The organism is Salipiger pentaromativorans, from assembly GCF_024721115.1.
GTDB classification, from domain to species: domain Bacteria; phylum Pseudomonadota; class Alphaproteobacteria; order Rhodobacterales; family Rhodobacteraceae; genus Salipiger; species Salipiger pentaromativorans.
The window spans coordinates 53,170-75,840 of record NZ_JAMDHK010000013.1 but is presented as its reverse complement, the minus strand read 5'-3'; the positions used below and the strand labels follow the sequence as shown (position 1 = coordinate 75,840).

General features: G+C 67.1%; 23 protein-coding genes. 8 read left to right on the top strand and 15 right to left on the bottom strand.

The genetic code is table 11. From position 1 onward, the window contains the following. Nucleotides 1-15: 15 nt before the first annotated feature. From M4578_RS17860 to M4578_RS17850, 3 genes are all read left to right on the top strand, one after another. Nucleotides 16-1,254, top strand: a complete 1,239-nt coding sequence (locus tag M4578_RS17860) for a hypothetical protein (RefSeq protein WP_258094656.1) — start codon at nucleotides 16-18, stop codon at nucleotides 1,252-1,254. Next, nucleotides 1,251-2,603, top strand: a complete 1,353-nt coding sequence (locus M4578_RS17855) for a cytochrome P450 (protein ID WP_258094655.1) — start codon at nucleotides 1,251-1,253, stop codon at nucleotides 2,601-2,603. The genes M4578_RS17860 and M4578_RS17855 overlap by 4 nt, the downstream gene beginning before the upstream one ends. A 105-nt stretch (nucleotides 2,604-2,708) precedes the next feature. Beyond that, entirely contained in the window at nucleotides 2,709-3,602 is an 894-nt protein-coding gene (locus tag M4578_RS17850) for a fructose bisphosphate aldolase (RefSeq protein WP_258094654.1), read from the top strand. Between the two features lie 107 nt (nucleotides 3,603-3,709). Here the strand turns inward: M4578_RS17850 and M4578_RS17845 are convergent, their stop codons facing one another. Continuing rightward, nucleotides 3,710-4,159, bottom strand: coding sequence for an RNA polymerase sigma factor (locus tag M4578_RS17845; protein WP_258094653.1), 450 nt, complete (start codon nucleotides 4,157-4,159; stop codon nucleotides 3,710-3,712). 252 nt (nucleotides 4,160-4,411) lie between these two features. On the opposite strand from M4578_RS17845, the gene M4578_RS17840 reads away from it, so the two are divergent. Next, the gene (locus M4578_RS17840; RefSeq protein WP_258094652.1) at nucleotides 4,412-4,648 is read left to right on the top strand and encodes an EF-hand domain-containing protein; all 237 of its coding nucleotides are present in this window, start codon (nucleotides 4,412-4,414) and stop codon (nucleotides 4,646-4,648) included. Between the two features lie 49 nt (nucleotides 4,649-4,697). On the opposite strand, the gene M4578_RS17835 is transcribed toward M4578_RS17840, so the two are convergent. Together M4578_RS17835 and M4578_RS17830 are read right to left on the bottom strand one after the other, a co-directional pair. Continuing rightward, entirely contained in the window at nucleotides 4,698-5,318 is a 621-nt protein-coding gene (locus M4578_RS17835; RefSeq protein ID WP_258094651.1) for a YitT family protein, read from the bottom strand. 204 nt (nucleotides 5,319-5,522) lie between these two features. After that, nucleotides 5,523-6,737 (bottom strand): NADP-dependent isocitrate dehydrogenase, encoded by a 1,215-nt coding sequence (locus M4578_RS17830; RefSeq protein ID WP_258094650.1) that lies wholly within the window; start codon nucleotides 6,735-6,737, stop codon nucleotides 5,523-5,525. 240 nt (nucleotides 6,738-6,977) lie between these two features. Between M4578_RS17830 and M4578_RS17825 the strand changes: the two genes are divergently transcribed. Beyond that, nucleotides 6,978-8,573 (top strand): methyl-accepting chemotaxis protein, encoded by a 1,596-nt coding sequence (locus tag M4578_RS17825; protein ID WP_258094649.1) that lies wholly within the window; start codon nucleotides 6,978-6,980, stop codon nucleotides 8,571-8,573. Here M4578_RS17825 and M4578_RS17820 read toward each other — a convergent pair. The 12 genes from M4578_RS17820 to M4578_RS17765 all read right to left on the bottom strand — a co-directional run bounded on the left by M4578_RS17820 (nucleotide 8,537) and on the right by M4578_RS17765 (nucleotide 20,508). Next, nucleotides 8,537-9,745, bottom strand: coding sequence for a multidrug effflux MFS transporter (locus M4578_RS17820; RefSeq protein WP_258094648.1), 1,209 nt, complete (start codon nucleotides 9,743-9,745; stop codon nucleotides 8,537-8,539). The genes M4578_RS17825 and M4578_RS17820 overlap by 37 nt on opposite strands. A 168-nt stretch (nucleotides 9,746-9,913) precedes the next feature. Further along, entirely contained in the window at nucleotides 9,914-10,285 is a 372-nt protein-coding gene (locus tag M4578_RS17815) for a potassium channel family protein (RefSeq protein WP_258094647.1), read from the bottom strand. A 19-nt stretch (nucleotides 10,286-10,304) separates the two neighbouring features. Beyond that, nucleotides 10,305-10,955: a DsbA family oxidoreductase gene (locus M4578_RS17810; protein WP_258094646.1), complete on the bottom strand. Its 651-nt coding sequence runs from the start codon at nucleotides 10,953-10,955 to the stop codon at nucleotides 10,305-10,307. A gap of 57 nt (nucleotides 10,956-11,012) precedes the next feature. After that, complete coding sequence (locus tag M4578_RS17805; RefSeq protein ID WP_258094645.1) at nucleotides 11,013-11,666, bottom strand: Crp/Fnr family transcriptional regulator; 654 nt, start codon at nucleotides 11,664-11,666, stop codon at nucleotides 11,013-11,015. Between the two features lie 178 nt (nucleotides 11,667-11,844). Then, nucleotides 11,845-12,717: a 3-hydroxyisobutyrate dehydrogenase gene (gene mmsB, locus M4578_RS17800; RefSeq protein ID WP_258094644.1), complete on the bottom strand. Its 873-nt coding sequence runs from the start codon at nucleotides 12,715-12,717 to the stop codon at nucleotides 11,845-11,847. A gap of 25 nt (nucleotides 12,718-12,742) precedes the next feature. Beyond that, entirely contained in the window at nucleotides 12,743-13,774 is a 1,032-nt protein-coding gene (locus M4578_RS17795) for an enoyl-CoA hydratase/isomerase family protein (RefSeq protein ID WP_258094643.1), read from the bottom strand. Between the two features lie 85 nt (nucleotides 13,775-13,859). After that, nucleotides 13,860-14,999, bottom strand: a complete 1,140-nt coding sequence (locus M4578_RS17790; RefSeq protein WP_258094642.1) for an acyl-CoA dehydrogenase family protein — start codon at nucleotides 14,997-14,999, stop codon at nucleotides 13,860-13,862. A 174-nt stretch (nucleotides 15,000-15,173) separates the two neighbouring features. Then, on the bottom strand, nucleotides 15,174-16,313 hold the full coding sequence (locus M4578_RS17785; protein ID WP_258094641.1) for a glycosyltransferase: 1,140 nt from the start codon (nucleotides 16,311-16,313) through the stop codon (nucleotides 15,174-15,176). Nucleotides 16,314-16,385: 72 nt separating this feature from the next. Beyond that, on the bottom strand, nucleotides 16,386-17,504 hold the full coding sequence (locus M4578_RS17780; RefSeq protein WP_258094640.1) for a carboxylate-amine ligase: 1,119 nt from the start codon (nucleotides 17,502-17,504) through the stop codon (nucleotides 16,386-16,388). 118 nt (nucleotides 17,505-17,622) lie between these two features. Next, entirely contained in the window at nucleotides 17,623-18,042 is a 420-nt protein-coding gene (locus tag M4578_RS17775; protein ID WP_258094639.1) for a hypothetical protein, read from the bottom strand. A 126-nt stretch (nucleotides 18,043-18,168) separates the two neighbouring features. Continuing rightward, nucleotides 18,169-18,588 carry a hypothetical protein gene (locus tag M4578_RS17770; protein WP_258094638.1) on the bottom strand — a complete coding sequence of 140 codons (420 nt, stop codon included), beginning with the start codon at nucleotides 18,586-18,588 and terminating at the stop codon, nucleotides 18,169-18,171. Between the two features lie 420 nt (nucleotides 18,589-19,008). Further along, nucleotides 19,009-20,508, bottom strand: a complete 1,500-nt coding sequence (locus tag M4578_RS17765) for a CoA-acylating methylmalonate-semialdehyde dehydrogenase (RefSeq protein ID WP_258094637.1) — start codon at nucleotides 20,506-20,508, stop codon at nucleotides 19,009-19,011. Between the two features lie 104 nt (nucleotides 20,509-20,612). On the opposite strand from M4578_RS17765, the gene M4578_RS17760 reads away from it, so the two are divergent. The 3 genes from M4578_RS17760 to coaD all read left to right on the top strand — a co-directional run. Next, a complete protein-coding gene (locus M4578_RS17760; RefSeq protein WP_258094636.1) occupies nucleotides 20,613-21,509 on the top strand; it encodes a LysR family transcriptional regulator in 897 nt (298 codons plus the stop codon). A 62-nt stretch (nucleotides 21,510-21,571) separates the two neighbouring features. Further along, a complete protein-coding gene (locus M4578_RS17755; protein ID WP_258094635.1) occupies nucleotides 21,572-22,006 on the top strand; it encodes a CBS domain-containing protein in 435 nt (144 codons plus the stop codon). A gap of 215 nt (nucleotides 22,007-22,221) precedes the next feature. Beyond that, the coding region (coaD, locus tag M4578_RS17750) for a pantetheine-phosphate adenylyltransferase (RefSeq protein WP_258094634.1) at nucleotides 22,222-22,671 on the top strand (450 nt) is incomplete at its 3' end.

Sequence of the window (22,671 nt, the reverse complement as noted above, 5' to 3'; positions counted from 1 at the left end):
AAAGAAGGCAGAGAGATGGGCAACGACCCGCATGAGGTGCAGGAGGTGAGGCGGCGCCGGGTGTTCTACATCCCCGGTTACGATCCGATTCACCCGCGCCGCTACCGCGAGCTCTACCGCAAGGAGGGCGCGGCACAGGCGGAGATTTCCGGCTATGACATCGGGCTGACCCCCAAGACCACCAAGGGTCCCTATGGCTGGCATGTGTCGGCCGAGATGCGGGGCGCGGCGGTCGAGGCGGATGTGGAGGTGCTGGTCTGGTCCGACATCGTGCGCGACAGCATGGCGACCTCGATCCCCGCGACCTATCTGCAACTGATGCGCACGGCCTGGGAATATATCGCCACCGGCGCGCTGCGGCGGCTCATGCTGCTGCGCAAGGGGCCGGTGATCGCGGCGCTTTACCCGGTGGGGATGCTGCTGCTGCAATTGATTTTCGCGCTGCTGGTGGGATGGGCCGTCTATGCCGGGGTCCAGCTGTTGCGTCCTTGGCTGGGGGGCGTCGCGGTATTGCTGGGCCTGGGCGCCTGGGGCGCGGTGGCGGTGCTGCTGCTGCGCTGGTTCAAGCGCAAGGACGGCAAGCTTTTCGCCTATTACCTCATGCACGATTACGCCTATTCGGCGCAGTTCCGGGGCGCCAACCCGCCCGAGCTGGAGGCGCGCATGGCGGCCTTCACCGAAACCATCGCCGAGGCGCTGCGCTCGGATGCCGATGAGGTGCTGGTGGTGGGCCACAGTTCGGGCGCGCATCTGGCGGTGTCGATCCTTGCCGATCTCATCCGGCAGGGCCGGGTGCCCGCGCGCGGCCCGCGTCTCGCCTTTCTGAGCCTCGGCCAGGTGGTGCCCATGGTCTCCTTTCTGCGCGACGCCTACCGGCTGCGTGCCGATCTCGCCTATCTGTCCATGCGCAACGAGCTGACCTGGGTCGACGTCACCGCACCGGGCGATGGCTGCGCCTTTGCGCTTTGCGATCCGGTGGCGGTCTCGGGCGTGGCGCCTGCGGGCAAGCGCTGGCCGCTGGTGTTTTCGGCGCAGTTCACCAAATCGCTCAGCCCCGAACGCTGGAAAGCCCTGCGCTGGCGGTTCTTCCGGCTGCATTTCCAATATCTCTGCGCCTTCGATCGGCCGCTCGATTACGATTATTTCCAGATCACCGCCGGGCCGCTCAGCCTCGCCAGCCGCTATGCGGAGCGCCCGCCGTCGAACAGCCGCATCGACGTGGCGGTGTCGAAATTCACCTCGGTGGCACCGTGATCCCGCCGAAACCGAGATCGCGCCCCGACCGTGTTTCGCTGCGCCGCTATGTGAAGCTCTTCCGGGAGGACATCCTCTCGGCGCAACCGGCGCGGCTCTACCGCGCCTGGATGGCAGAGTTCAAAACGCCCTTCTTCCGGTCGTATCTGGTCAACCAGCCGGATCTGGTGAAGACCGTGCTGAAGGACCGGCCGCTCGATTTCCCCAAATCGGGCCGCATTTCGGAGGGGCTGCGCCCGCTGCTCGGCGACTCGGTGTTTCTGACCAACGGCGCGCTCTGGCAGCGGCAGCGGCGCATCATCGACCCGGCCTTCGAGGGCGGGCGGCTGCGCGAGACCTATCCGGCGATGTGGGAGGCGGCGCAGGCGGCGCTGGCGCGGCTGACGGCGCGCGCGGGCGAGGTGGTGGAGATCGAGGAGCAGACCTCCCATGCCGCCGCCGACATCATCTTTCGCACGCTGTTTTCCATCCCGATCGAGGATGCGCTGGCGCAGAAGGTGTTTCACGAATTCCGCGCCTATCAGCGCACCCAGCCGATCCTCAACCTCGCCGCCTTCCTGCCGCTGCCGCGCTGGATGCCGCGCTTTTTCCGTGCCGACACAAAGGCGGCGGCGAAACGCATTCGCGGCCTCATTACCGAGCTGACCGAACGGCGCAGGACGGAGATCGCGGCGGGCCGGGCGCCCGACGATCTGGCGACCAAGATCATGACCACCGCCGACCCGGAAACCGGCGAGACCTTCTCCACCGAAGAAATGGTCGATCAGGTGGCGATCTTCTTTCTGGCGGGCCACGAGACCAGCGCCTCGGCGCTGGCCTGGGCGCTCTATCTCGTGGCGACGCACCCGGAGTGGCAGGAGCGGCTGGCGGAAGAGGCGCAGATCCTCGGCGATGCGCCCGATTTTGCTGACATCTCGAAACTCAAGCTCTCGCGCGACGTGTTCCGCGAGGCGCTGCGGCTCTACCCGCCGGTGCCGATGATGGTGCGCGAGACGACCTGTCCCGAGCGGTTCCGTGACCGCACGCTGCCGAAGGGCGCGCAGGTGGTGCTGAGCCCCTGGCACCAGCACCGGCACGAACGGCTCTGGGACAATCCCGACGGGTTCGACCCGGCACGCTGGGGCACCGAGAACGGCCGGCAGTGCATGCGCGAGGCCTATATGCCGTTTTCCGCCGGGCCGCGCGTCTGCACCGGGGCGGGCTTTGCCATGGTCGAGGGGGTGCTGATGCTCTCGCTCATCCTGCGCGATCTGAAACTCACCGCGCTGCCCGGCAAGGTGCCCGAGCCGGTGGCCTTTCTGACCGTGCGCGCCCGCGACGGGATTCACCTGGCGGTGGAGCGCCGTTAGCGGCGGACGTTAGCGTTAAACCCGGCGTCGCCACCTATCCAACCCTTTGGCCTTGGTTTATGCCTGTCGCGACAGGCATTTTCAGCATGGGAGAGAGGGTTCCTCATGAGCGTTTTCGAAGAACAGAAACAGAAGATGGCGACGGGCCAGGGCTTTATCGCGGCGCTTGACCAGTCGGGCGGATCGACCCCGAAGGCGCTGAAGCTCTACGGCGTGGAAGAGGACGAGTACAACGGCGAAGCCGAGATGTATGGCGAGATCCACAAGATGCGCACCCGCATCATCACCGCGCCGGAGTTCACCGACGCCAAGGTGCTGGGCGCGATCCTTTTCGAGCGCACCATGCGCGCTGAGATCGAGGGCATCCCGACCGCGCAGTACCTTTGGGAAAAGCGCGGCGTTGTGCCCTTCCTGAAGATCGACAAGGGGCTGGCCGACAAGGCAGACGGCGTGCAGCTGATGAAGCCGATGCCGGGGCTCGAGGAACTGCTGGCCGAGGCCAAGGCGACCTTTGGCATCTTCGGCACCAAGGAACGTTCGGTGATCCACGAGGCCAACGAGGCCGGCATCAAGGCGGTGGTCGCGCAGCAGTTCGAAGTGGGCAAGACCGTGGTCGCCGCCGGTCTGGTGCCGATCATCGAGCCCGAGGTCGATATCAACTCGTCCACCAAGGCCGAGGCCGAGGAGATGTTGAAAGCCGCCATCGCGGCCGAGCTTGACGCGCTGCCCGAGGGCGACGATGTGATGCTGAAGCTCACCATTCCGACGGTTGACGGGCTTTACGACGCGCTGGCCGACCATCCGCGTGTGGTGCGCGTGGTGGCGCTCTCGGGCGGCTATTCGACCGATGTGGCCTGCGAGAAGCTCGCCAAGCAGCCGAAGATGATCGCGTCCTTCAGCCGCGCACTGGCCGAGGGCCTGTCGAAGAAGCAGTCGGACGACGCGTTCAACGCGCTGCTCGGCAGCAATATCGACAAGATCTATCAGGCCTCGCTCTGAGGCGGCGCGTCCTTCGCGACGCGGACTGTGGATGTCCGGAGGCGCGCCGCGATTGCGGCGCGCTTCTTGCGTTTTGAGGCGCGGGGGCGGTGGGCAGATTGCCCACCCTACGCCTCTCCCAGAGCGGTGCGCAGGCGGCGCCGGGCGCGGGCGAGACGCGACATCACCGTGCCGGGAGGCAGCCCCATCTCGCGCGCCAGGACCGCAGGCTGCGTCTCGCCCGCGATCACCCGGCGCAGCAGCCGCCGGTCGCTCTCGGGCAGGTCGTCGATGGCCCGCAGCACCTCGGCCGTGAAACAGGGCAGTTCGGCATCTGCGGTGCTGGGTTCCTCGGCGCTGTCGAGCGGCGCCAGGCGCAGGGACTGGCGGCGGCGCGCGGCGGCGGCGTGGCGCAGGGCGGTCATCATATAGGGCAGGGGGGCCGCGATCTCGGCCCCTTTCCCGCATTGTTCGAGATAGCCCAGAAGCGCCTCCTGAACGAGGTCGTCGGCCTCGCTTCGGGAACGGGTCAGGCGGCGCGCGCGGGCACGCAGGCGGGTGAGATGGTCAGAGCTCATATCCATGTCCGGGAGTATGGGGCCGGGAAAATCCCCGGCCAGACGGGGGATTTCCGCCGAGCGGCTTTCCCCGGTCTTGTTTGGGCGGCCCCCCGCGCAGGCCTTGGCGGGATTTCGGCGGGGCGCCGCGCGCTGCGCTGCGGCAGCGACCGGGGCGGGACGCGGAGCGGGTTTTGCGCCTCATACCCCGTGAAAGCCGCCGGAAAGGCGCTTTCGTCACCACTCACGACCCACGAAAGGGAGACGATACCTATGACGAAACAGATGCTGACCCTGATCGCCCTGGCCGCCACCGCATTGCCCGCCCTGGCCGCCGAGGAGGCGGACACGAATGGCGACGGGATGCTCTCGGTGGACGAGGTCCAGGCGATCTGGCCCGAGGTGTCGACCGACGGGTTCATCTCCATGGACGCCGATGGCGACGGGCTTCTGAACGAAGAGGAAGTCGCGGCGGCGCGTGAGCTCGGCAGCCTGCCGGAAGCGGGCTGACAGCGCGTCCGCCCCCGTCTCCCCGCGGGGGCGGCACGCCCGTCAGGGGTCAGGAGCGCGCGATATAGCGGTCGCGCCGGTGGTTCACGGTGATCAGCAGGTTCAGCACCAGCGCCCCGAAGAGCGACCAGAGCACTTGCTCCCAGTCGAAGAGAAACAGCGCGAGGGTGAAGACGCAGAGGTCGAAGCCCAGTTGCACGTGACCGGCCTTGATGCCGCGCGCGTCCTGCGCCCAGAGCGCGACGATGCCCACCCCGCCCAGCGTCGCGCCGTGGCGGAAGAGCAGCAGCAGCCCCACCCCCGCCAGCATGCCCGACAGCGCCGCGCCGAGCGCCGGATGCAGATGGTTGATCGTCAGCACCAGCGGCAGCGTCTCGGCGATGGTCGACATCAGCGCCACCGACAGAAAGCTCTTGATGGTGAAGCGCCAGCCGAGCTGGCGGACGGCCAGCACGTAGAAGGGCAGGTTGAGCAGGAAGAAGATCGCGCCGAAGGGCAGGCCGGTCGGGTAGGAGAGTACCAGCGACAGCCCGGCGATCTGCCCGGTGAAAAGCTCGGAGGCGCGCAGGAACTGGATCGACAGCGCCACCAGCGTGGTGCCGGTGACGATGGCCTGGATATCCTCCCAGAGCGTGTGCCGGTCCGGCGGGGGATTTTCGAGAAGCAGCATATCCGGAGCCATGACGCGGGTCGCAAGACCGGTCAAGATCCCTGACGCGATAACCCCGCGTCGCGGGTGGGGCTGCCGGGGCGGACGATCAGAGACTGTGCGCGCCCGGGGCAGGATCTGCCCCGGGCGCGCCGGATCTCCGCCCCGCGCGCAAAAGTCTTCGAAGACTTTTGCAAATTCCTGCGAAGGAATTTGCCGCCCCGTTCAGCCCGCCAGCGCCTTGTTGAGATTCTCGTCGATCTTTTCGAGAAAGCCCATGGTGGTCAGCCATTTCTGGTCCGGTCCCACCAGCAGCGCCAGGTCCTTGGTCATCCAGCCGGCCTCCACCGTCTCGACGATGACCTTTTCCAGCGTCGAGGCGAAGCGCATCAGCGCCTCGTTGCCGTCGAGCTTGGCGCGGTGCTTGAGCCCGCCGGTCCAGGCGTAGATCGAGGCGATGGAGTTGGTCGAGGTCTGCTTGCCCTCCTGATGCTGGCGGTAATGCCGCGTCACCGTGCCATGCGCGGCCTCGGCCTCGACGATCTTGCCATCCGGTGTCATGAGCTGCGAGGTCATCAGCCCCAGCGAGCCGAAGCCCTGCGCCACGGTGTCGGACTGCACATCGCCATCGTAGTTCTTGCAGGCCCAGACGAAGCCGCCGTTCCACTTCATGCAGCAGGCCACCATGTCGTCGATCAGCCGGTGTTCGTACCAGATGCCCTTGGCCTTGAACTTGTCGGCGAATTCCTCGTCGAAGATCTTCTGGAACAGGATCATGAACTGGCCGTCATACTGTTTCAGAATGGTGTTCTTGGTCGACAGATACAGCGGCCAGCCCAGATCCAGCGCGTAGTTCATCGAGGCGCGGGCAAAATCGGCGATCGACTGGTCGAGGTTGTACATGCCCATATAGACGCCCGAGGAGGGGGCCTTGTAGACCTCTTCCTCGATCACCGTGCCGTCGTCGCCGACGAATTTCATCGTCAGCGTGCCCGGGCCGGGGAATTTCATGTCGGTGGCCTTGTACTGGTCGCCAAAGGCATGGCGGCCGATCACGATGGGCTTGGTCCAGCCGGGCACCAGTCGCGGTACGTTCCGGCAGATGATCGGCTGGCGGAACACCACGCCGCCCAGGATGTTGCGGATCGTGCCGTTGGGCGATTTCCACATCTTCTTGAGGCCGAATTCCTCGACCCGGCCCTCGTCGGGGGTGATGGTGGCGCATTTCACCGCGACGCCCACCTCCTTGGTCTTCTCGGCGGCGTCGATGGTGATCTGGTCGTCGGTGGCATCGCGGCTCTCGATGCCGAGATCGTAATAAAGCAGGTCGATGTCCAGATAGGGCAGGATCAGCTTTTTCTTGATGAAGTCCCAGATGATCCGGGTCATTTCGTCCCCGTCCATTTCGACGATGGGGTTCTCGACCTTGATCTTCGACATGCGGCACACCTTTCGTGGCTGATAGCATCGGATATCCGACGCCTTAGCGCAGATTGCGGGAGTCGAAAAGGTGTGTATGCATTTGTATACCGAATTTTCCCGATTTTGCTCTGAAAACATGCGGCGGGTAACCGGATTGAAAGGTGCAGGTGACTAATTCTGTGCCATGTCGGGCGTTCTCTGTGCATATTTCCTGTCTTTTTCGCCCGGTCGGGGGCGGGTTGCGGCCCGGGGCGGGCCATGATCGCGGCGCTGCTCGACCGGGTGCGGGGGATGAGCGAACCGGCGCTGCTGATCTGCCTGGCGGTGATGCTGCTGCCGGTCGATCTGGTGACCGATCTCTATCTCGGCGACACCGGGATGCTGGCCACGCTCGGCTCTCTGGCGCTGATCGCGCTGGCGGGGGCGGCGTTGCGGCTGCCGCCTCTGGCGCGCGACTGGGTCATCGCGATGATCGTGCTGACGCAGGCGCTGCTGCTCACCGGGATCTACCGGGCGCATCCCTGGCAGCTCGACACGCATATGATCTATTTCGTGATGCTCGCGGGGGTCTCGATCCTCGGGCGGATTTCGGTACTGTTCGGCGCGGCGGCGGCGCTGGGGCTCTATCATGCCGTGCTGATCCTGCTGGCGCCGGCGCTGCTGTTTCCCTCTACCGATCTTTTCGAGAATGTCATGCGGGCGGCGTTTCACGGCGGTGTGGTCGCGATGGAGGTGGCGATCCTGACCATGGCCATCCTGCAACGCAGCGCCGCCCGCGCGCGGATCGACGAAAGCCGTGCGCTGCTTGCGGAGGAAAGCCGCCGCGCGGCGGATGCGCAGGCGCGGGCCGAGGCCAGCGCGCAGGAAACGCGGCAGGTGGTGGCGCTCTTCAACCGGCATTTGCAGACGCTGGCCGGCCGCGATCTCGCCTGCGGGATCGAGGCGCCGATGCCCGCCGCCTTCGATGCGCTGCGGCTGGATTTCAACCGCGCGGTCGCGCAGCTCGACGAGGCGCTGCGCGGCGCCCATGACATGGCCCGCAGTTTCGAGGCCGAGGCGGAGGGGCTGGGCAGCGTCACCGGCGATCTTTCGGCGCGGGGCGAACGTCAGGCGCTGGCGCTCAGCAGCGCGGCGCAGACCCTGTCCGAGCTGACGCGCGGCCTGAACGAAACCGCCGACCAGGCCGGCACTGCCTCGGATCGTGCGCGCGCCGCGCGCGATGCCGCCGAGGCCGGCGGGCGGGTGACGGATGAGGCGATCGCGGCGATGGCGCGTCTGCGGCGCAGTTCGGCGGAGGTTGGCAAGATCATCGACCTGATCGACGATATTTCCTTTCAGACCAATCTTCTGGCGCTCAATGCCGGGGTCGAGGCCGCGCGCGCGGGCGCGAGCGGCAAGGGCTTTGCGGTGGTCGCCGCCGAGGTGCGGCAGCTTGCGCAGCGCACCGCCGAAGCCGCCGCCGGGGTCCGGACGCTGATCCTCGACAGCGAGGCGCAGGTGACCAGCGGGGCGCAGCTTGTGGACGAGGCGGGCGGACGGCTGTCCTCCATCGTCGAGGAGGTGAGCACGGTCAGCGCGATGATCGCCGCCATTCGCGACGACAGCCGCAGCCAGTCGGGCGGCATGCGGCAGCTTTCAGACACCGTGGCGCGGCTCGACGCCGAAACCCAGGACAGTGCCGGGCTGAGCGAGGAGATGGCGGCGATGGGCCTGCGCCTGCGCGATCACGCGCAGGCGCTTCTGAACGAGATGCGCGCCTTCCGCTTCCGTCCGCGGCCCGAGACGGCTCCGGAGCCGGCGGATGCCCCGCCGCGGCCTCAGACCGGCAGCGCCGCCTCGATACGGGCCAGATAGCGCATCAGCAGCAGCGCCAGCACCGCCTCGACAAAGATTCCCGCCGCCAGCGGCAGCGGCGTGCCGTCGAACATCAGCCCGGTGGGGATCGCGATGATCACCGCCATCACCGTGGCGATGGCACCGATGACCGAAGCGGCGAGCCCGGCGATATGGCCCACCGGCTCCATGGCGATGGCGTTCACATTGCCGACGATCAGCCCCATCTGGAAGAACACCGCAAGCTGCCAGACCAGGAACACCGCAAAGGCCGGGGTGCCCGAGACGCCGCCGGCAAAGGCCAGCAGCGTGATGCCGGCCATCACCGCCTGCACCGCCAGCATGGCGGTCACCAGAAAGCGCATCCCCAGCCGCATGACCAGCGAGGCATTCAGCACGCTGCCCGAGGCGGCGAGAACGGCAATCGCGCCGAACCAGACCGGGAAGCTCTCGGCGCGGCCGAAGCTGATATCGTAGATCGGCTGCACCGTCGAGATCATCGAGAACAGCATCGCAAAGACCAGCGCCTGCACGCCGATCGAGATCCGCACCACCGGGTGGCTCAGCAGCTCGCGCATCGCCGCCCAGAGCGTCGTCAGGCGGAAGGGGCGGCGTTGCGCGCGGGGCAGGGTCTCGGGCAGCCGCAGCATCAGCCAGAGCGAGGCCACCGTGGCAAACAGCACGAAGGCGATGAAGATCCCGCGCCAACTCGACAGCTCGATGATCACCGCGCCGATCGACGGGGCGAGCGCCGGAAACAGCGTGAAGATCATCATGATGAAGGACATGATGCGGGCCATATCCCGGCCGGCATAGAGATCGCGGATGATGGCCAGCGCCACCACACGCGGGCCGGCTGCGCCGAGGCCCTGAAGCAGCCGGGCGACCAGCAGCATCTCGAGCGTATCCTCCTGCGCGGCAACCAGCGACATGGCGATATAAAGCACCGCGCCGGCCAGGATCACCGGCTTGCGCCCGAACGTATCGGACAGCGGGCCGGTGAACAGCGTGCCGAGCCCCATGCCCAGCACGAAGCTGGTCACCACAAGCTGCGCGCGGTTGAGATCGTCGGGTGTCAGCTCTGCCGCGATTTCGGGCAGGGCGGGGAGCATGGCGTCGATGGAAAAGGCAATCGTCGCAAAGAGCATCGCAAGCAGCGCGATGAATTCCAATCTTCCAGGGGATGACCGCATAAAACTCAAAGCCTCAATAAACGGCCCCGCAGGCAGGACTGTCGCAGGGGATTGTGTCGGGTTATCGCTACCAACCGGGCTATCGGAAACTGCTTCGGGTGCACAACCGTCTTGTGTCTCGCATAGTGGGTATATCCGCTATGCGTTAATTGCATGTCTCGCCGCCAGTCAGTCGCGGTTCGCCGGCGGCTCCGGTTGCTGCGAGGCGGGGGCATCCTCGTTTGCGGCCTCTTTGTCGAGATCGAGCTTGGCGATCAGCCATTCGGTATGTTCTTCGCGTTTGCGCATGGCGAAGAGGCCGAATTGCTGTACCGCCACCGCAAAGATCCCGAGGCCGAGCAGGATGAATACGGTGGTGCCGATCTTGCCGGCCACGGTGATCGGAATGTGATTGCCATAGCCGACGGTCGAGAGCGTCACCACGGTGAAGAAATAGGAATCCAGCCAGCTCCAGCCTTCGACCAGGCGGAAATAGACCGTGCCGAGCGCGATGATGCCCAGCACCGTCGCCACCAGGGTCAGGATGCGCAGCCGTTTCATCTTTGCCGGGGGGCGGGGCTCATGCCCGCGCCTCCCGCGCGCCGTCTCCGCCCAGCTCGGCGATGACCCGCTGCCAGAGTTCGGTCGGCTGCGCGCCCGGCACCGCGTGCTGGCCCGCGACCACGAAGGTGGGCACCGAGGTCACGCCCATGCCACGGGCGGCGGCGTCCATCTCGACGATCTCGCGCCGGTCGGCATCCGAGGCCAGAAGCCGCAGGATCAGGCTGGCGTCGAGCCCGCAGGCATCGGCGATGTCGCCCAGAACCTCCGCATCGCCGATGTCGCGCCCCTCGGTGAAATAGGCGCGGAACAGCGCCGAGACGACCGCCGTCTGCACCCCCTCGATCCCGGCCCAATGGATCAGCCGCTGCGCGTCGAGCGTCGCCGGGGTGCGGGCGATGGCGTCGAGATTGAGCGTCAGCCCGGCCGCCTTCGCATGTTCCGCCACCGGCAGATAGGCCGCGACCGCACGGTCCTGGCCGCCGAACTTCTCCTCCAGATAGAGCCGCCGGTCCATGCCGCCGGCGGGCATCTGCGGGTTCAGCATGAAGGGCCGCCAGCGCAGGGTGAAGGGATGGCCCGGCGCCGCCTCGAGCGCGCGGTCCAGCAGCGTCTTGCCGATATAGCACCAGGGGCAGATCGGGTCGGAGAAGATGTCGAGCGTGACCATTCGGAATGTTCCTTTTCCGGCCTTCCTAGCAGGGCCGCGCGGCGGAATCGACTGCCTTCAGCTCTCGGCCTCGGCAATGCCGCGCAGCGTGTCGGCGTCGAGCAGCCGCACCGCGCCGCGGTCGAGCGCCACGATCCCGCGCCGCGCCAGCGCGTCGAGCCGCCGCGAGACCACCTCGCGGGCCGAGCCGATCCGGGTGGCGATCTCGGCATGGGTGGCGCGCAGAACACCCGCTTCGGACTCGTCGATCAGGGTTCTGGCCAGCCGGCATTCGACCCTCTGAAAGGCTACCTTTTCAAGCAGATGCATCATGCTTTGCATCCTCTGCGCGAAGGCCTGGAAGACAAATCCGCGAAAGGCGCCATCCTCCTCCATCAGCCGCAGGAACAGCGGCCGGGGGATCATGACCAGACGGCAGTCGTTGCGGGTCACCGCCTCGCCGGAATATTCCTCGCCGCCCAGAAGCCCCAGGGTCGACTGAATGCAGCTCTGCCCGGGCTCCACGCCGTAAAGCAGGATGTCGCGCCCGGTGGGGCCGGTCAGAAACACCTCGACCCGCCCCGCGATCACCACGACAAAGCCCTGCACCGCATCGCCGGGGCGGAACAGCACGGTGCCGCGCGGCGCGTCGAACGGGTGAAGCCGGTCGAGCGCCTGACGGCTGTGGGGCGACAGGGCGGCGGTTTCGGGGACGGTCTCGGTCCAGGTCATGCGGAAGGCACCTCCTTGGCCGCGACATTGCCCCGGATCGCGCGCGGGGGAAAGGCCACAAACCGCAGAGGGTCCGGCGCGGCACTTTGCCTTTCATCTTTCCGGAAATACTCGAAAATCCGTCGGAACCGGGCAGGGCGCCGCCCCGGTGGCCGGGCGGCGCCTCTCCGCGCCGCGCCTATCCGCGCCGGCGTTTCTCGAACCGGGGCAGCATGGCGGAAAAGTCCATGCCCCTGCCGCCTTCCTCCTCGACATAGCTGCGGTAGAGCTCCAGCGCGCGCTGACCCATGGGCGTGTCGGCGTCGGCGGCCTCGGCGGCCTGCTGCGACAGCCCCAGATCCTTCAGCATCAGCTCGGCGGCGAAGCCCGGTTTGTAGCCATTGTCGGCGGGCGAAACCGGCCCCACGCCCGGCGCCGGGCAATAGGCGTTCATCGACCAGCTATAGCCCGAGGAGGTCGAGACCACATCGAACATCGCCTCTCGCGACAGGCCCAGCTTGTCGGCCAGGGCAAACGCCTCGCAGGTCGCGATCATCGTGACGCCGAGGATCATGTTGTTGCAGATCTTCGCCGCCTGGCCATTGCCCGAGGGGCCGCAATGCACCGCCTTCTGGCCTATGATCTCGAAAAGCGGTTCCGCGATGGCAAAGCTCGCATCGGAACCGCCCACCATGAAGGTCAGCGTGCCCGCCGCCGCGCCGCCGACGCCGCCCGAGACCGGCGCGTCCAGCGCGCCGCGCCCGGCGGCTTCACAGTCTTCCGCCACCGCGCGGGCGCTTTCCACATCGACCGTGGAACAGTCGAGCAGCACCGCGCCCGGCGCCATGGCGGGGATCACCTCCTCCGCCACCGCGCGCAGGATCGCGCCGTTGGGCAGCATGGTGATCACCACCTCCGCACCGGCGACGGCCGCCACCGCGCTGGCGGCCCGGGCCACCCCCTCGGCGCCGGCCCCGGCCACGTCGTAGCCGGTGACCTCATGGCCGGCAGCGGCCAGATTGGCGGCCATGGGCGCGCCCATATTGCCCAGTCCGATGAATGCGATCTTCATGGTTTCCTCCTCCCACAACGGCGCATCACAGCGCCAGCTCGTCTTCTCCCAGCGGCGCCAGCATGGCCGCGACGCGCTCCGGTGTCACCTCCTCGAGCCTGTAGCGCCAGACCGGGCTGCGGTCCTTGTCGATGATCTGCGCGCGGATGCCCTCGAGGAAATCGCCCTGTTCCGCCACCCGGTGCGAGACCCGGTATTCCTGCCGCAATGCGCTGCGGATGTCGCCGTCCCCGGCGCGCAGCCGGGTCAGCATCTCCAGCGTCACCGCCATGGCCAGCGGCGAATTCCGCGCCAGCGCCTTGCGGGCCTGACCGGCGAGATCCCCGGTCGCGCCCTCCAGCCCCGCGACGATCGCCGCCAGCGTGGCCTTTCCGAAGAGCGTGTCGATCTGCGCCTGCGCGGCGGCGAGCGGGCTTGCCGGCGGGGTCTCCGCCGCCTCCTCCAGTGCCGAGAGCGTGCCGGTCTCGGCCAGCCGTGCCTTCAGCGCGGGCCAGGCCGCCTGCGGCACGAAGAGATCGGCAAACCCCGCGTGGAGCGCATCGCCGGGCCCCATGCGGGCGGCCGTCAGTCCGAGATACTCTCCCAGCCGTCCGGGCGCCCGGGCCAGCAGCGCCGAGCCGCCCACATCGGGCACGAAACCGATGCCGCATTCCGGCATGGCGATCTGGGCGCTTTCGCCCACGATGCGATGTCCGCAATGCCCGCCAAGCCCGACGCCGCCGCCCATGACGAAACCGTGCAGGAAGCTGACAACGGGTTTGGGATAGTCGGCGATCCCGGCATTCATGCGGTATTCGTCGCGCCAGAAGCGCCGGCCGGTGTCGTAATCGCCGGCGATGCCGCTGCGGTAGATCTCGGCGATGTCGCCGCCGGCGCAGAACGCCTTGTCGCCGGTGGCGTCGATCAGCACCAGCGCCACCTCGGGATCGTCGCGCCAGGCGTCCAGCGCGGCCTCGGCGCGCAGGCACATGGCGTAGCTGAGCGCGTTCAGCGCCTCCGGGCGGGTCAGCGTGATGCGGCCGGCGCGGCCCTCTCTGCGGATGTCGATGTCGCTCATGACCGGAGCGCTCCGCCGGGGGCAAATTCCTTGCAAGGAATTTGCAAATCTCTTCGAAGAGATTTGCCGCGCGCCGGACCGCCCGTCATGCCGCCACCAGCCCGCGCGCCACGATCAGCCGCATGATCTCGTTGGTGCCCTCGAGGATCTGATGCACGCGCAGATCGCGCACGATCTTCTCGATGCCGTAATCGGCCAGATAGCCATAGCCGCCGTGAAGCTGCAGACACTGGTCGGCGACCCGGGAGCCCGCCTCGGTGACGAATTTCTTCGCCATGGCACAGAATTTGGTCGCATCCGGCGCGCCCTGGTCGAGCTTCCAGGCCGCCTGGCGCAGAAAGACCCGCGCCGCCTGCAGCTCGATCTCCATATCCGCCAGCCGGAACTGCAGGGCCTGGAACGCGTCGAGGCGCTGCCCGAAGGCCTGTCGCTCGGCCATATAGGCGAGCGTCGCGTCGAGCGCCGCCTGTGCCGCGCCGAGCGAGCAGGCCGAGATATTGAGCCGGCCGCCATCGAGCCCGGCCATGGCGTATCTGAACCCCTTGCCCTCTTCCCCGAGCAGGTTGCCCGCCGGCACCGCGCAGCCATCCATCTGCACCTGCCGCGTGGGCTGTGCCCTCCAGCCCATCTTCTGTTCGAGCCCGCCGAAGGAGAGCCCCGCAGTGCCGTCCTCCACCAGAATGGCCGAGACGCCATGCGCGCCCTCGCCGCCGGTCCGCGCCATGACGATATAGGCATCGGAATAGCCGCCGCCGGAGATGAACGCCTTGGTGCCGGTGAGCGTATAGCCCGCAGCGCCGGTTTCGGCCCGGGTGCGCAGCGCGGCGGCATCCGAGCCCGCGCCGGGTTCGGTGAGGCAATAGGAGAGCACGGTGTCCATGCTGACGGCGCTGTCGAGGAACCGCGCGCGCAGCGCCTCGGAGCCATAGGCGTCGATCATCCGCGCGCACATGTTGTGGATCGAGAGGAAGGAGGCGACCGAGGGGCAGGCCATGGAGAGCGCCTCGAAGATCAGCGTCGCATCCAGCCGGCTGAGCCCGGAGCCGCCGTTCTCTTCGCTCACGTAGATCCCGCCGAGGCCAAGCGCGCCGGCCTCTTTCCAGAGCTCCTTCGGGATTGTCCCCGCCGTCTCCCATTCCGCTGCAAAGGGGGCGATCCGCTCCTGGCCGAAACCATAGGCCATATCGAAGATGGCGACCTGCTCCTCGCTCAACGCAAAATCCATGGGACCCTCCCTGTCGCGATGGAAATTGAACAACTGTTCAGATTGTGCCGGGAGTCGCGGTGCGATGCAAGGGGGCGCGCAGGGATTGCGCCGCGGCCGGAGGCGCCGGCGCCGGGGGCGCGTGCCTGTGGCACGCGCGTTTCGAGTATTTGCGGAAAGATGAAAGGCAGAGGGTCAGGCGCGGGCGGCGAGCGTGGTGCGGATCACGGTCTCGACCTTGCTCAGCAGCACCGCATTGTCGAATTTCGCCACCGCCGTCTCGCGCGCGGCGCGGGTCATGGCACTGCGGTCGGTCATGTCGAGGAGCTGGGTGATGCGCGTGGCAAAGCCCGCCTCGTCCCATTCCGGCACCAGCAACCCGTTGACGCCGTCTTCCACCGCCTCGGGAATGCCGGCATGCCAGGTCGAGAGCGTGATGCAGCCACAGGCCAGCGCCTCCTGGATGGCGGTGGGCAGGCCCTCGGTATTGCCGTTCTGCGCGGTCACCGAATGCTGGAGGAAGACCTCGGTCGTGCTGAGATATTCGCGCACCGCGTCATGGGGCAGGGCGCCGGTGAAGGTGATCTGGGACGCGACGCCCAGCTCGGCGGCGAGCGCCTTGCAAGGCGCCAGCCGCGGGCCGTCGCCGATGAAGGTGAGATGTGCCTCGCGGCCCTTCGCGGCCTTGGCGAAGGCGCGCAGCGTCACCTCGGGGGCCTTCTTTTCGACCATGCGGCCCACGGCGAGGAAGGAGCCGGGGCGTTTCTCGCCGGGGGTGAAGCGGCGGATGTCCACGCCCGAGGGCACCACATGGGCGTTGGGATGGCTGACGCCGTGGCGGGCGAGATTGTCGAGCAGGAACTGGCTGACCGAGAACACTCCGTCGAGCCGGGGCATCATGCGTCTGTAGGCGCGCACGATCTGGCGCGAGCGCAGGGCGAAGCTGGCATCGGTGCCGCGGAAATAGGTGAAGACCGGCAGGTTCAGCTCGGTGGCGAGCTTGGCCACCACCAGCGCCTGGGTGCCGAATTCCGCGAGGATCACCTCGACCTTCTGCGCGCGGAGCCAGTCCGCGAGCCGGCGGCGGTTGTCGCCGAAGGGCAGCCGGCCGGTGCCCTCGACCGCGGCATTCCAGCCCATGGCAAAGGGCGCGCGCAGCCGGTCGGCGGGGCCGAGCGGAGCGCGGCGCACGAAAAGCGGCTTGCCCAGAGGGTCGGTGCCGTTGAAGCGCCCCGCCAGAACGCAGGTGTCGCCGCCGAAGATATGTTCGATGTGGCGGTTGATGAAGGTCTCGCCCGGGACGAAGAAATCGGAGGTGACGATGCAGGTCTTCATGGGGGTCTCCGGGGCGGCTCTGGCCCGGGCCCTTGTGCCCGCCCGGCGCCCGGCGTGCAAGGGGCCGGGCGGTCAGAGCCCCGCGTGGAATTCCTCGATCAGATGCGCGACCACCGCGCGCATGCGGGCGGTCTCGTCCCCCGGAGCCGCCTCGGCCACCGCGCGCTGGCGGGTCGCGGAATTGCCCTCGGCCACGACCTTGCGGGCGCGCTCCAGCTCGGGCAGACAGCCGAGCGCCTCGGCATCCTCCGCCAGCAGCGCAATCAGCTCGTCGATCAGATCGGCGAAGGGCACGATGCGGGCGGCGCCGAAATCAATGAGCCCTTCGGTCACGCCATAGCGCTGTGCCCGCCAGCGGTTTTCGCCGATGAGGAAATTCTCGTAGATCCGCCAGCGCTGGTTGCGCCGCCTGAGCCGCCAGAGCATGCGCATCAGGCACTGGTTCAGCGCGGCGAGCATCAGCGCGTCCTCGAGCCGCGGCTGCACATCCATGATCCGCGTTTCCAGAGTCGGAAACCGCGACGAGGGCCGCAGATCCCACCAGATCTTGGAGGCGTCCTCGATCACGCCGAGATCGACCAGCGCCTGAACCGAGCGCTGATAGTCCTGCCAGTTGGTGAAATGCGGCGGCAGGCCGGTGCGGGGCAGGTTGTCGAAGACCGAGATCCGGTAGCTCGCAAGCCCGGTGTCCTGCCCCTGCCAGAAGGGTGAGGAGGTGGAGAGCGCCAGCAGATGCGGCAGGAAATAGCTCGCCTGCCGCATGAGATCGGCGCGCAGATTGTCGTCGCCCAGCCCCACATGCACATGCATGCCGCAGATCAGCATCCGGCGCACGACGCCGCCGAGATCGCGGCGCAGGTTGTTGTAGCGGTCCTTGTCGGTGTGGTGCTGGGTCTTCCAGCCGGCCAGCGGGTGGCAGGAGGCGGCGATGGGGGCGAGGTTGAAGCGCGCCGCCTGGTCCGCGACCGTGCGGCGCAGGCGCAGCAGATCCGCGCGCGCGGCGGAGATGTCGGCGCAGGGGCGGGTGCCGATCTCGATCTGGCATTGCAGATATTCCGGGCTCACCTGGCCTTCGAGCTCGGCGGCGCAGGCTGCCATCAGCGCCTTGGGGGCCTCCGCCAGCGCCAGGCTGTCGCGATCGACCAGCAGGTATTCCTCTTCGATCCCGAGGCTGAACTCCGGCGTCTCCATGCCGCCCCCCTTCGCTGTCCCGGGCAGGAGCAAAGCAGAGCGGGGCGGTTCCGGCAAGACCCGGGCTGCGGCACCGGTGAGCGTGCGTCGGCGCAAGGCGCGCCTGCGGGGGCCGGCGTCACGCCGCGGCGATGAGGAATGCTGGGATCGTGCGCTCGGGCTGGCAGAGATGGGCCAGCGCCCCGCGTTGATCGCGGAACACCTCGATCTGGTAGGGCAGCGCGGTTTCCGCGATCTGGTGATACATCCGTGCCGCGCCATAGGTGAGATCGGCGGGGGCGTAGACGGCGTAGCGCGTGCCGGGCAGAACCGTGCTGCTGAGCCGTGCTTCGGCCACCACCAGCGTCAGGGTCTGCACGAAATCGGCACAGATGTCGTCCACCGAGGACAGATCGGCGAGCTGCGTCGTATCGGGGTGACTGCGCGGATCCGACAGCACGCGGTCGAGGGCGTTCAGGCTGTCGGTCGGGGTAACCCGGCCGTGAAAGCGGAGATAGGCGAGATTGCGCCGTTCGAAGATGGCTACGTCCACAGCCATTTGGGACCCTTCGCGCCACGGGGCCTGACCGAATGGTAGGCGGCGGATACATGTTTACACCCGGGAAACATGCGCTCCACCGCGTGGTCTGTCAATCTTCGGGGGGAGGGAGGGCGCTCCGGGCGGCTAGCCGGTGCCCTCGAGCAGCGCGGCAAAGCTCGACTGGCTGAGCCCCAGCAGCGCCAGCGCCTGCGCCTCGCTTTCCTGCACCAGAGGCACCACGGCGTCGATGCCTTCCCAGGAGCGCAGGATGAAGCTCGAGATCTCGTAGGAGAGTTTGGTCGGCGCGTAATAGACGATGAGCGTCTCCGCGCCGTTCTGGATGAATCCATCGGCCTTGAAGGCTTGCAGCTCCATCATCTTCGCGAAATTGCTTTCCACGCCGGTGACGCGCGCCAGATCGACCAGATGTTTCTGTCCGGCACGGGCCTGCGGATGCTCGAGATATTCGCCAAAGGCCCGGAACGTGTCTTCGAGGCGCACGAACCCTTCGTAGCGGACATAGACGATGCCGTATTCGGGGAGGATCTGAAAGCTGACGGACATGCTGGGTCTTGTATGGCAGTGGAGTTGGGCCGGGTGGCGGTGCGATTTCCGCGCGCCGGTCGCAGGCGTGCGGGCGGACACACTGGGGGGAACGGCTTTTGAAAATCAACCCCCTGAACGGGGGTGTTTCGCGGATCTTTTCCGGAAGGGCGCTTCGCCTGGTGAAAGCCGTGGCTTGCGGGGCTGTCCTGCGTGGAGAAATGGTATGGAAGGTATTGTAAATATGCGTCTTTTATTTTCCCTCCGGTGTTGGCCGAAGCGGGCGGGTGACAGGGGGGCGAGCTTGAGAGGTCTCTGCGACACGGGTGTCACTGTCGCAATGCCGGGACGGCACCAGCCCCCGAGTCGGTCCCCGCAGCAAAAAGCCCCGGACCTGGGTTGGTCCGGGGCCATCGTTTCGCCGCTCGGGCGGGCCTTCGGTCAGTCCATGGCCTTGAAGTTGAACTGGCTGCCGTCCTTGATCCCCGAGAACCAGCGCGCCGTGACGGTCTTGGTCTTGGTGTAGAAGCGGAAGGCATCCGGGCCGTACTGGTTGAGATCGCCGAAGGCCGATTTCTTCCAGCCGCCGAAGGTGTGATACGACAGCGGCACCGGGATCGGGAAGTTGATGCCGACCATGCCCACATTGACCCGGTGCGCGAAGTCGCGCGCGGTGTCGCCATCGGCGGTGAAGATCGCCGTGCCGTTGCCATAGGGGTTGTCGATCACCAGATTCAGCGCCTCGTCATAGGAGCTGGTGCGCACCTGGCTCAGCACCGGGCCAAAGATCTCTTCCTTGTAGATATCCATCTCGGGCGTCACGTTGTCGAAGAGCGAGGGGCCGACGAAGAAGCCGTTCTCGTAGCCCTGCATCTTGAAGCCGCGCCCGTCGACCACCAGCTTGGCGCCCTGTTCCACGCCGCTATCGACCAGACCGTCGATGCGCGCCTTGGCGGCGCCGGTGATGACCGGGCCGTAATCCACGTCCTCGCCCGCGGTGTAGGGGCCGACCTTCAGCTTCTCGATGCGCGGCACCAGCCGTTCGATCAGTGCGTCGGCGGTTGCCTCGCCCACCGGCACCGCGACCGAGATCGCCATGCAGCGTTCGCCCGCCGCGCCGAAGCCTGCGCCCACCAGCGCATCCGCCGCCTTGTCCATGTCGGCGTCGGGCATGATGATCATGTGGTTCTTGGCGCCGCCAAAGCACTGCGCCCGTTTGCCGTTCGCGGCGGCACGGCCATAGATATATTGCGCGATCGGGGTCGAGCCGACAAAGCCCACGCCCTGCACCGTCTCGTTGTCGAGGATCGCGTCGACCACTTCCTTGTCGCCGTTCACCACCTGGAGCACACCGGCGGGCAGGCCCGCCTCCATCACCAGCTCGGCCAGCCGCAGCGAGGTCGAGGGGCAGCGCTCGGAGGGTTTCAGGATCATCGCGTTGCCGCAGGCCAGCGCCGGGCCCATCTTCCACAGCGGGATCATCGCGGGGAAGTTGAAGGGCGTGATGCCCGCGACCACACCCAGCGGCTGGCGCATGGAATAGAGGTCGATGCCCGGCCCGCCATCGTCGGTGTATTCGCCTTTCAGCAGGCTGGGCGCGCCCATGCAAACCTCGATCACCTCAAGGCCGCGCTGCACGTCGCCGCGCCCGTCGGGCAGGGTCTTGCCATGTTCAAGGCTGACCAGCTCGGCCAGCTCGTCCATGTGCTCGTTGATGAGGGCGCCGAACTTCATCATCACCCGCGCGCGGCGCTGCGGGTTGGTGGCGGCCCAGGCTTTCTGCGCCTCTGCGGCCTTTGCGACCGCGTCGTTCAGCTCTTCCACGGTGGCCAGCGGCACCTTGGCGATGGCCTCGCCGGTGGCGGGGTTGAAGACCTCGGTGAAACGGCCGGACGTCCCCTTGACGTGCTCGCCGTTGATGAAATGCGTCAGTTCTTTCATGATCGCTCCTCCTGTTGCCGGGTTTGGCGAAACCATAGTCTTGCAGAAATGCCGGATACAGAGGTATTCGGGCAAAAGGGTTTTGCAAAAATAGGGGTGCGCCCATGCGGGAGAACTGGGACGATCTGCGGATATTCCTGGCCGTGGCGCGCGGCGACAGCCTGTCGGGCGCGGGCCGCGTGCTGCGCATGGATCCCGCGACGGTGGGGCGGCGCGTGGCGCGGCTGGAGGAGAGCCTGGGCCAACCGCTTTTCGACAAGAGCCCGCAGGGCTATGCGCTGACCGAGGCGGGCGCGCGGCTGCTGAGCCATGCCGAGACGGCCGAGCAGGCGCTGGGGCAGGGCACTCAGGCGGTGCGCGGCGCGGGCGAGGGGCTCTCGGGGCAGATTCGCATCGGCGCGCCGGACGGCTGCGCGAATTTCCTGCTGCCGCAGGTGGTGGCCGAGATCACCGCCGAGAACCCCGAGCTGGAGGTGCAGATCGTGGCGCTGCCGCGCATCGTGAACCTGTCGCGGCGCGAGGCGGATCTGGCCATCGGCGTGTCGGCGCCCACGGCGGGGCGTCTGGTGGTGCAGAAGCTCACCGATTACCGGCTGCACCTCGCCGCCTCCGAAGACTATCTCGCCCGGCATCCGCCGATCCGCTCGCGGGACGATCTGACGCGGCACCGCATCGTCGGCTATATTCCCGACATGATCTTCGACAAGGAGCTGGATTATCTCGCGGATCTGGGGCTCGAGCGCGTGGGGCTCGCGTCGAATTCGGTCTCGGTGCAGTTCCACTGGCTGCGGCAGGGGGCGGGGCTGGGCATCGTGCACGATTTTGCGCTGCCTGCCGCGCCGGGGCTGAAAAAGGTGCTGGCGAAGGAGGTGGAGCTGACCCGCAGCTTCTATCTCATCCGCCACGCGGACGACCGCAGGCTCGGGCGGCTCAACACCTTTGCGCAGGCGCTGGTGCAAGGCGTGCGGCGGGAATTGACGCGGCTCGAAGGTCTGACTTGACAGATTGTCGCAGGGGGTTGACGCTGGATGCATATGCAGAAGCGCGATTGGAGGAGAGCCGAATGCAGGTGCAACAGATTCTCAAGGACAAGGCGGATGACGGGGTTGTCACGGTGGCGCCGGGGGCCAGCATCGCTGCGGCCGCGAAGGTGCTGGCCGAGCGGCGCATCGGCGGCGTGGTGATCTCGGAAGATGGGCAGACGCCGCTGGGGATCCTGTCGGAGCGGGACATCGTCCGCCGCGTCGCGGCGGAGGGCGGAACCTGCCTGAGTTCCCGCGTCGAAGAGCTGATGACCCGCAAGGTGCAGGTCTGTAGCTGCGCCGAGGACAGCAATGTCGTGCTTGCCCGGATGACCGAGGGGCGCTTCCGTCACATGCCCGTGGTCGAGGACGGGGTCATGGTGGGCATCATCACCATCGGCGACGTGGTGAAGGCGCAGATCTCGGAACTGGCGATGGAGAAAGAGGCGCTTCAGGGCATGATCATGGGCTATTGAGGCCCGTGCCAAAGGCGGCGGCGGCGCGCGGTCCGGGACCGTGCGCCGGGCCATCGCAGATCGCACAATGGCCCGGCGCAAGCGGCGCCGATGCCGGAAAACCCCGGTCTTTCAGCGTGTTCCGCCTCTTTCCGCTGCGTGCGGGCCGTTTCGGGGGTTGCATTCCCTTAAGTAATATTGTTGCGTGCCGAAAGTCGGGAAGTTGAGGAGCCCCCATGCGCATCGGTCTTTATCCAGGCACGTTCGATCCGATCACGCTGGGCCATATCGACATTATTCGCCGCGCTGCGGCGCTTGTCGACCGTCTGGTGATCGGTGTCGCGATCAACCGGGACAAGGGCCCGCTCTTTACGCTGGAAGAGCGCGTTGAAATGATCGAGCTGGAATGCCGGGCGCTTTCGGAAGAGACCGGCACCGAGATCGTGCCCCATCCCTTCGAGAATCTGCTGATCGACTGCGCCCATGACGTGGGTGCGCAGATCATCGTGCGCGGGCTGCGCGCGGTGGCGGATTTCGAGTATGAATTCCAGATGGTCGGCATGAACCGCGCGCTCGACAACAGCGTCGAGACGGTGTTCCTGATGGCCGAGGCCCGGCATCAGGCGATTGCCTCCAAGCTGGTGAAGGAGATCGCGCGTCTCGGCGGCGATGTGAGCAAATTCGTC

Coding starts and splice junctions, on each gene's coding strand:
- M4578_RS17825 (WP_258094649.1), top strand. CDS start 6,978: ATGATCGCGGCGCTGCTCGACCGGGTGCGGGGGATGAGCGAACCGGCG.
- M4578_RS17795 (WP_258094643.1), bottom strand. CDS start 13,774: ATGAGCGACATCGACATCCGCAGAGAGGGCCGCGCCGGCCGCATCACG.
- M4578_RS17790 (WP_258094642.1), bottom strand. CDS start 14,999: ATGGATTTTGCGTTGAGCGAGGAGCAGGTCGCCATCTTCGATATGGCC.
- M4578_RS17835 (WP_258094651.1), bottom strand. CDS start 5,318: ATGCTGCTTCTCGAAAATCCCCCGCCGGACCGGCACACGCTCTGGGAG.
- M4578_RS17805 (WP_258094645.1), bottom strand. CDS start 11,666: ATGACCTGGACCGAGACCGTCCCCGAAACCGCCGCCCTGTCGCCCCAC.
- M4578_RS17810 (WP_258094646.1), bottom strand. CDS start 10,955: ATGGTCACGCTCGACATCTTCTCCGACCCGATCTGCCCCTGGTGCTAT.
- M4578_RS17820 (WP_258094648.1), bottom strand. CDS start 9,745: ATGCGGTCATCCCCTGGAAGATTGGAATTCATCGCGCTGCTTGCGATG.
- M4578_RS17755 (WP_258094635.1), top strand. CDS start 21,572: ATGCAGGTGCAACAGATTCTCAAGGACAAGGCGGATGACGGGGTTGTC.
- M4578_RS17845 (WP_258094653.1), bottom strand. CDS start 4,159: ATGAGCTCTGACCATCTCACCCGCCTGCGTGCCCGCGCGCGCCGCCTG.
- M4578_RS17860 (WP_258094656.1), top strand. CDS start 16: ATGGGCAACGACCCGCATGAGGTGCAGGAGGTGAGGCGGCGCCGGGTG.
- mmsB (WP_258094644.1), bottom strand. CDS start 12,717: ATGAAGATCGCATTCATCGGACTGGGCAATATGGGCGCGCCCATGGCC.
- M4578_RS17815 (WP_258094647.1), bottom strand. CDS start 10,285: ATGAAACGGCTGCGCATCCTGACCCTGGTGGCGACGGTGCTGGGCATC.
- M4578_RS17770 (WP_258094638.1), bottom strand. CDS start 18,588: ATGTCCGTCAGCTTTCAGATCCTCCCCGAATACGGCATCGTCTATGTC.
- M4578_RS17765 (WP_258094637.1), bottom strand. CDS start 20,508: ATGAAAGAACTGACGCATTTCATCAACGGCGAGCACGTCAAGGGGACG.
- M4578_RS17780 (WP_258094640.1), bottom strand. CDS start 17,504: ATGGAGACGCCGGAGTTCAGCCTCGGGATCGAAGAGGAATACCTGCTG.
- M4578_RS17840 (WP_258094652.1), top strand. CDS start 4,412: ATGACGAAACAGATGCTGACCCTGATCGCCCTGGCCGCCACCGCATTG.
- M4578_RS17830 (WP_258094650.1), bottom strand. CDS start 6,737: ATGTCGAAGATCAAGGTCGAGAACCCCATCGTCGAAATGGACGGGGAC.
- M4578_RS17760 (WP_258094636.1), top strand. CDS start 20,613: ATGCGGGAGAACTGGGACGATCTGCGGATATTCCTGGCCGTGGCGCGC.
- M4578_RS17775 (WP_258094639.1), bottom strand. CDS start 18,042: ATGGCTGTGGACGTAGCCATCTTCGAACGGCGCAATCTCGCCTATCTC.
- M4578_RS17850 (WP_258094654.1), top strand. CDS start 2,709: ATGAGCGTTTTCGAAGAACAGAAACAGAAGATGGCGACGGGCCAGGGC.
- M4578_RS17785 (WP_258094641.1), bottom strand. CDS start 16,313: ATGAAGACCTGCATCGTCACCTCCGATTTCTTCGTCCCGGGCGAGACC.